This window comes from Pseudomonas sp. Marseille-Q5117, from assembly GCF_946901175.1.
In the GTDB taxonomy this organism is placed as follows: Bacteria; Pseudomonadota; Gammaproteobacteria; order Pseudomonadales; family Pseudomonadaceae; genus Aquipseudomonas; species Aquipseudomonas iranensis.
Genome location: NZ_CAMPPP010000018.1, coordinates 67,555 through 74,803 on the forward strand (window position 1 = coordinate 67,555; position 7,249 = coordinate 74,803).

The 7,249-nt window shown below is 60.9% G+C and carries 5 protein-coding genes and 1 pseudogene; 3 read left to right on the top strand and 3 right to left on the bottom strand.

The annotated features are described in order from the left end of the window. Nucleotides 1-32: 32 nt before the first annotated feature. Nucleotides 33-1,202 (top strand): DUF1624 domain-containing protein, encoded by a 1,170-nt coding sequence (locus OC605_RS23680; RefSeq protein WP_262139838.1) that lies wholly within the window; start codon nt 33-35, stop codon nt 1,200-1,202. Nucleotides 1,203-1,362: 160 nt separating this feature from the next. On the opposite strand, the pseudogene OC605_RS23685 reads toward OC605_RS23680, so the two are convergent. After that, a pseudogene (locus tag OC605_RS23685) lies at nt 1,363-2,753 on the bottom strand (aldehyde dehydrogenase family protein). Nucleotides 2,754-2,856: 103 nt separating this feature from the next. Here OC605_RS23685 and ptrR point away from each other — a divergent pair. Then, nucleotides 2,857-3,735, top strand: a complete 879-nt coding sequence (gene ptrR / locus OC605_RS23690) for a putrescine utilization regulator PtrR (RefSeq protein ID WP_262139935.1) — start codon at nt 2,857-2,859, stop codon at nt 3,733-3,735. 12 nt (nt 3,736-3,747) lie between these two features. On the opposite strand, the gene OC605_RS23695 is transcribed toward ptrR, so the two are convergent. Together OC605_RS23695 and OC605_RS23700 are read right to left on the bottom strand one after the other, a co-directional pair. Next, complete coding sequence (locus OC605_RS23695; protein ID WP_262139840.1) at nt 3,748-4,371, bottom strand: glutathione S-transferase family protein; 624 nt, start codon at nt 4,369-4,371, stop codon at nt 3,748-3,750. 115 nt (nt 4,372-4,486) lie between these two features. After that, nucleotides 4,487-5,305: an alpha/beta fold hydrolase gene (locus OC605_RS23700; RefSeq protein WP_262139842.1), complete on the bottom strand. Its 819-nt coding sequence runs from the start codon at nt 5,303-5,305 to the stop codon at nt 4,487-4,489. 223 nt (nt 5,306-5,528) lie between these two features. On the opposite strand from OC605_RS23700, the gene OC605_RS23705 reads away from it, so the two are divergent. Further along, a complete protein-coding gene (locus OC605_RS23705) occupies nt 5,529-7,235 on the top strand; it encodes a ShlB/FhaC/HecB family hemolysin secretion/activation protein (protein WP_262139844.1) in 1,707 nt (568 codons plus the stop codon). Nucleotides 7,236-7,249 lie beyond the last annotated feature (14 nt).

Here is a 7,249-nt window from a genome sequence, read left to right on the forward strand (position 1 = left end):
CCGGTGTTATTCCTCTCGATTGCGAAAGATCCATGACCCCAGTGCTTCCCCGTAATGCCCCATTGACGACTGGCCGGCTGCTATCCATTGATGCGCTCAGAGGCTTGGTGATCCTGTTCATGCTGCTCGATCACGTACGTGAAACCTTTCTCTTGCACCGACAGGTCTCCGATCCGATGGACATCGCCAGCACCGAGCCGGCGCTGTTTTTCAGCCGCACATTGGCGCATTTGTGTGCGCCGGTATTTGTATTGCTGACCGGTTTGTCGGCATGGCTGTACGGTGAAAAATACGCCGGCAAAGCCGATGTCAGCGCGTTTCTGTTCAAGCGCGGATTGTTCCTGGTGGCGCTGGAATTCACTTTGGTCAACTTCGCCTGGACCTTCCAGTTGCCGCCGAGCGTGATCTACCTGCAAGTGATCTGGGCGATCGGCCTGAGCATGATTGCGCTGGCGCTGCTGGTCTGGTTGTCACGTGCGCTGCTGATGACGCTGAGCGTGGCGATCATCGTCGGGCATAACCTGCTCGACGCGGTGCATTTCCCGGTTGAGTCGGCGATGCATGTGCCTTGGGCGATTCTGCATGACCGCGGCTGGATCGAGATCAGCGACACCCTGCGCCTGCGCACCTCGTATCCGCTGCTGCCGTGGATTGGTGTAATCGGCCTGGGCTATGCGCTGGGGCCGTGGTTTGCTCGCGGCATGGACGCGGCGGTGCGTCAGCGTCGTTTGCTGATTGCCGGGGTCGCTGGATTGCTGGGCTTTGTGGCGCTGCGCTTGATCAATGGCTACGGCGAAAAACCGTGGGCGATCAGCGATTCGCTGGTGCAGACACTGATGAGTTTTTTCAACATCACCAAGTATCCGCCGTCGCTGCTGTTTCTCGCGCTGACTGTGAGCATAGGGCTGTTGCTGTTGCTCGCCTTTGAGCGCGTGCAGAGTCGCCGCTGGATTGGCTGGCTGACGGTGTTCGGTTCGGCGCCGATGTTTTTCTATCTGCTGCACTTGTACGTGTTGAAGGTGTTGTACCTGATTGGTGTGGCGCTGTTCGGCCTGAATCAGGGCAGCTATTTCGGCTTTTCGACGGTGACGGCGGTGTGGCTGGCGGCGGTGGTTCTTGCGGTGGTGCTGTTCCCGGCAGTGCGCTGGTTCTCTGCATTGAAAGCGCGGCGCCGGGACATCAGCTGGCTGAAGTATCTGTAAATCGAAGCAGAGCATGTGGGAGTCGTGCCCCAAATCATCTGCGCAGCCGTGCCCCTGTGGCAGCGAGCCTGCTCGCGAAGAGGTGTGTCAGTCGATGCAGCAGTGACTGACAGGACGCTTTCGCGAGCAGGCTCGCTCCCACAGGTTTACCGCACCCGGCTTATTTACGATCCAGCCACACGGTCTGCGCGTTGCAGAATTCCCGTACGCCAAAGTGCGACAGCTCACGACCGAAGCCGCTCTTTTCACGCCGCCGAAGGTCACACGCGGATCGCTCGCCGAGTAGCCGTTGATGAACACGCCGCCGGTTTCCAGTTCGCTGGTCAGTTGCTCGGCCAGCGCGACGTTGGCGGTGTAGATCGTGGCAGTCAGGCCGAAATCGCTGTCGTTGGCCAGGGCCACGGCGTGCGCGCAATCGCGGGCGGTGATGATCGAGGCGACCGGGCCGAACAGTTCTTGCTTGAACGAGGTCATGCGGTCGGTTACATCGGCCAGCACGGTCGGTTCGTAGAAGTTGCCGGCGCCCTCGGCTTTTCTGCCGCCGAGCAGCAGCGTCGCGCCTTCCTCCAACGTGTCACGCACTTGCTGATCGAGTTCATCACGCAGATCGAAGCGCGCCATCGGCCCGATATAGGTTTCGGCCTCCAGCGGATCGCCCATCTTCAACTGACGTGTCGCTTCAACGAACTTGCGGGTGAATTCCTCGACCACACCTTGTTCGATGATCAGACGTTTGGCGGCCGCGCAGACCTGGCCGGAGTTCTGATAACGACCGACCACCGCCGCGTGCACCGCCTCATCCAGATCAGCATCGTTGAGCACGATGAACGGATCGGAGCCGCCGAGTTCCAGCACGCATTTCTTCAATGCCGCACCGGCCTGAGCACCGATGGCCATGCCGGCGCGGACGCTGCCGGTCAGCGTCACGGCGGCGATGCGCGAATCGGCGATGGCGCTGGAAACGCCTTCCGGGGTGACGTTGATCACCTCAAACACGCCATCGGGAAAACCGGCGCGGACGAACGCATCGCGCAGCAGGTAAGCGCTGCCCATCACGTTCGGCGCATGCTTGAGCACGTAAGTGTTGCCAGCGATCAGCGTCGGCACCGCGCCGCGCAGCACTTGCCAGATCGGGAAGTTCCACGGCATCACCGCCAGAATCGGCCCCAGCGGACGATACTCGATACGCGCTTTTCCGCCTTCAACCTGGGTCGCCTCAGCGTCGAGCATGGCCGGGCCGTGTTCGGCGTACCACTCGCAGAGCTTGGCGCATTTCTCGATTTCGCCACGGGCCTGGGCGATCGGCTTGCCCATTTCCCGGGTGATCATGGTTGCCATCGCTTCTGAGGTTTCACGCAGCGCGCCGGCGAGGGCGGTCAAAAGGAGCGAACGATCCTGCAGCGGCTTGCGCTTCCACTTGCCAAAAGCGAAGGCAGCGCGAGTCAGTGCCGCATCAAGGGCAGCGGCGGATTCAAACGCGTAATGCCCGATCTGCTCGCCGGTGGCAGGGTTGATCGAGATGGCGTGGGTCTGGCTGGAAATCTGGCTCATGACGTTGTCCTGTAGGTTCGTCGGATGGGCCTAGAGTAGGGTGGTGTTAGTTTTCTGGAAACTGAATAATACAGAGCGTTTCTTTCACGATTGGAGAATGACTGTGGATCTGGTGCAACTGGAAATCTTCAAGGCCGTGGCCGAGCACGGCAGCATCAGCGCTGCCGCCACGCACATTCACCGCGTGCCGTCGAACCTGACTACACGGATCAAACAGCTGGAGCAGGACCTCGGCGTCGATCTGTTTATCCGCGAGAAAAGCCGTTTGCGTCTATCGCCGGCCGGGTGGAGTTTTCTCGAATACACGCGGCGCATTCTCGATCTGGTGCAGGAAGCGCGGGGGACGGTGGCGGGGGAGGAACCCCAAGGTGCGTTCCCTCTGGGCTCGCTGGAAAGTACCGCAGCGGTGCGTATTCCTGAACTATTGGCGGCGTACAACCAGCAGCACCCGAAGGTCGACCTCGACCTGTCCACCGGGCCATCGGGGACGATGATCGACGGCGTGCTGTCCGGGCGTCTCGCCGCTGCATTCGTCGACGGTCCGGTGCTGCATCCGGCTCTGGAAGGCGTGCCGGCGCTCGAGGAGGAAATGGTCATCATCGCGCCGCTCAATCATTCACCGGTCGAACGTGCGGCGGACGTTAACGGCGAGAATATCTACGCCTTCCGCTCCAACTGTTCCTACCGGCATCATTTCGAAAAATGGTTCAGCACTGACGCTGCCGTACCCGGCAAGATCTTCGAAATGGAGTCCTACCACGGCATGCTCGCCTGCGTCAGTGCCGGTGCCGGCCTGGCGCTGATGCCGCGCAAAATGCTGCAAAGCATGCCCGGCAGCGCGACGGTCAGTGTCTGGCCGCTGACGGCGGACTTCCGCTATCTGACTACCTGGCTGGTGTGGCGACGGGGCACGGTGTCGCGCAGTCTGAGCATGTTCGTGCGTTTGCTTGAAGAGCGGGGCGTGGTGCGTGAGCAAGCCTGATCGAGCGTGTCTTTATGGCGTGCCGTTACGCCCGTACAAGCGATAACCGTCGCGCTGATTCAAGCGATCGTAATAGGCGCGCACCGCAGCCAGATTCCCGTGATCGAGCGGCGTTTCGAACCAGCGATTGACCGACAGCCCGATCGGAATGTCCGCCAGGGAAAACTGCTCGCCACTGACGTAAGCGCCAGTCTTCTCCAGTTGGCGGTCAAGGATTTCCATGTTGCGCGTCCAGTCCCGGCAGCCAGCAGCCAGGGCATCGCGATCCTGATAATCCGGCGACTTGCGCACCAGCGCCATCAGCGGGTACGACCAAGAGCGATTCAGCTCTGAGGCCTGCCAGTCGGTCCACTGATCGACCCGCGCCCGGGCAATAGGCTCAGCGGGATACAAATGGGCGCCGCCGTAACGCGTCGCCAGATAACGAATGATTGTGTTGGATTCCCAGAGAGTGAAATCGCCGTCCTGGATCACCGGCACCATGGCACAGGGGTTGAGCGCGAGAAACTCCGGCGTGTTCGGCGACTTGAAGCCCGACCCCCAGTCCTCGCGTTCGAACGGCACGTCCAGTTCGGCACAGGTCCACAGCACTTTGCGCACGTTGATCGATGAGGCTTTGCCGAGTATTCGCAGCATGGGATTTCCTTCTCCGAGTGGTGGACGCAGGAAAATACCATAGCGCAAAACACAAGGCCCGCATCGCGCGGGCCTTGGTTCATCAGCATCTGACTACGGCTTTTGCCGGGCGGGATTACCGGTTGAGGAACGCCAGCAGATCCTCATTCAACGCCTGCGCATGGGTCACGGCAAACCCGTGCGGCGCGCCGGCGTAGACCTTCAACTCGGCGCCTTTGATTTGCGCGGCGGCCTGCTTGCCGGTGGTTTCGAACGGCACGATCTGGTCGCCGTCGCCATGGATCACCAGAGTCGGCACGTCGATCCTGGCCATGTCCGGGCGGAAGTCGGTTTCCGAGAACGCGGTCACGCAGTCGACGGTGCCCTTGAGCGATGCCATCAGCGCGATGTTCAGGGTTTGCGTGAGCACGCCGTCGGAGACTTTCTGGCCCTGATTGGTGCCGTAGAACGGTGCGTTGAAATCAGCGATGAATTGCGCACGATCCTTCAGCAGGCCGGCCTTGATGCCGTCGAACACCGATTTGTCGACGCCGTCGGCGAAGTCGGCTTTTTTGCCGAACAGCGGCGTGACCGCACCGAGCAATACCAGGCCGGCAACGCGCTCGCTGCCGTGGCGGGCGAGGTAGCGGCTGACGTCGCCGCCACCCATGGAGAAGCCGACCAGGGTCACGTCGCGCAGGTCCAGATGGTTGATCAGGCCAGCGATGTCATCGGCGAAAGTGTCGTAGTCGTAGCCGGTCCATGGTTGATCGGAGCGACCGAAACCACGGCGGTCGAAGGCGATGGTGCGGTAGCCGCGACTGCTCAGGTACTCCATCTGGTATTCCCACATGTCGGCATCCAGCGGCCAGCCGTGGCTGAACAGCACGGGCTTGCCGCTGCCCCAGTCCTTGTAATAGATCTCGGTGCCGTCTTGGGTCTTGAAGGTGCTCATGCAAACTCCTTGTGATCGTGTGTGGCAAGAATAGATGCCGAATGGGCAACGGCCACTATCCGCGCAAAACGCGCCCACCACTTGTACGCAGGTGCTGGTTTCACCCGTATGAAAGCGCGGCAAATCCTGATGAGCGGATCAAACATAAGTTTGACGTCAAAATGATGGCCATCTAATATCGCGCCACTATTTTGATGTCACTTTTTATGTCGAGGGATCGAACATGTTTTCACCCGCCTTCACGGCGCGGTTGTGCCTGGCGCTGCTCTGCCTTTCTCCGCTTGAATCTGCCTGGGCCGCGCCCACTCCCGGTGAAACCGACCTGATCCGCGAACGTCAGAACCGTTTGCTCGAAGAGCAGCAGCGGCGCCTCGAAGAACTCAAGGATCTGCCCGGCAAAGACGCCAAACCGGCGCAACCGACAGCACCCGCCGATACGCGCTGCTTCACCATCAAAGACATCGAACTCAAGGGCGCCGACAGCCTCTCGGAGCGTGAAAAGGCGCGTCTGCTCAAGCCTTATATCGGCGAATGCCTCGGCGTGCCGCAGCTCAACGAGCTGCTCAAAGTCATCACCGACCATTACATCGAAAAAGGTCTGGTCACCAGTCGCGCGTATTTGCCGCAACAGGATCTGTCCGCCGGGCACCTGAAAGTGCTCGTGGTCGAAGGCAAACTCGAAGGCATGAAAGGCGCAGAAAACAGCCGGCTCTCGGATCGCGAACTGGCCATGGCTTTTCCCGGCAAAAGCGGTGAACTGGTCAACCTGCGCGAGATCGAGCAAATGGTCGACCAGCTCAATCGCCTGCCGTCCAACCAGGCCAAAATGGAGCTGGCGCCGGGGCAGAATGTCGGCGGCAGCGAGGTGCGCGTGACCAACACGCCGCAGAAGCCATGGCGAGCCGGCCTGTCGCGCAGCAACGATGGCCAACGCAGCACCGGCGAGCAGCAGTGGGGCACCTCGTTCGACTGGGACAGCCCGCTGGGTCTGGCCGACCAATTGAGCCTGCGCGGCGGCCACGATGCGATGACCGATCACCAGCACACTTCCAACAACGCCATGCTCAATTACAGCCTGCCGTGGGGCTGGTGGACGTTCAGTTACACCTACAGCCAGAGCGAGTACCGCTCGCAGATCGCCGCCAACGGCTACAACTTCAAGCAGACCGGCGACAGCGAAAACCATCAACTGCGCGCCGAGCGCGTGATCCATCGCGACGCGGTCAGCAAGACCTCCCTCAGTGCGGGACTTTCGTACCTGCGCACTAACAACTTCATCGAAGACAGCAAACTCAAACTGAGCAGCAATCGCATCAGCGAAGCGCAATTCGGCTTCAACCACGGCCGTCGTGTCGGCAGCGCTTTCGTCAACTTCGACGCTGGCATGCAGGAGGGCATCGGTGCCTTCGATGCGCAGGGCAGTCACAATCCCGGCCCCGGCGAACCGGATGCACGCTACCGCAAATACACCGCAACCCTGAGCTATCTGCAGCCGTTCAAATTGCTCGGTGAATCCTTCAGCTTCAGCAGCCTGATGACCGGCCAGCGCAGCGAAGACGTGCTGTTCAGCCCACAGCGCACCAGCCTCGGCGGCTCGGCGTCGATCCGTGGCTACAAGGATCAATCGCTGTCGGGCGACAGCGGCGGTTACTGGCGCAACGACCTGCGCTGGAGCCGCCCGGTGACTGCCGAATGGCTGCAACCGGTGTTCGCCGAGTACGGCACCAGCCTCGGTTACGACCAGGGCGTAATTCGCGGTGATCGCTACAACGGCGATCAGCACGGGCGCATGTCGAGCAACTCGCTGGAGTTGTTCGCACGTGGTCAGCATGTGGCCGCCAGCGTGACTTTCGCGCATTCCCTGGAACGACCGGACGCGCTGACCGAGCGTGAAGCGCCGATATATTTCCGCCTGGACTTTTTCATCTAAACGCTAGTAATCGG

Bases quoted from the DNA above. Each gene is read 5' to 3' on its own strand.
- OC605_RS23700 (WP_262139842.1), bottom strand. From the start codon at position 5,305: ATGAGCACCTTCAAGACCCAAGACGGCACCGAGATCTATTACAAGGAC.
- OC605_RS23695 (WP_262139840.1), bottom strand. From the start codon at position 4,371: ATGCTGCGAATACTCGGCAAAGCCTCATCGATCAACGTGCGCAAAGTG.
- OC605_RS23705 (WP_262139844.1), top strand. From the start codon at position 5,529: ATGTTTTCACCCGCCTTCACGGCGCGGTTGTGCCTGGCGCTGCTCTGC.
- OC605_RS23680 (WP_262139838.1), top strand. From the start codon at position 33: ATGACCCCAGTGCTTCCCCGTAATGCCCCATTGACGACTGGCCGGCTG.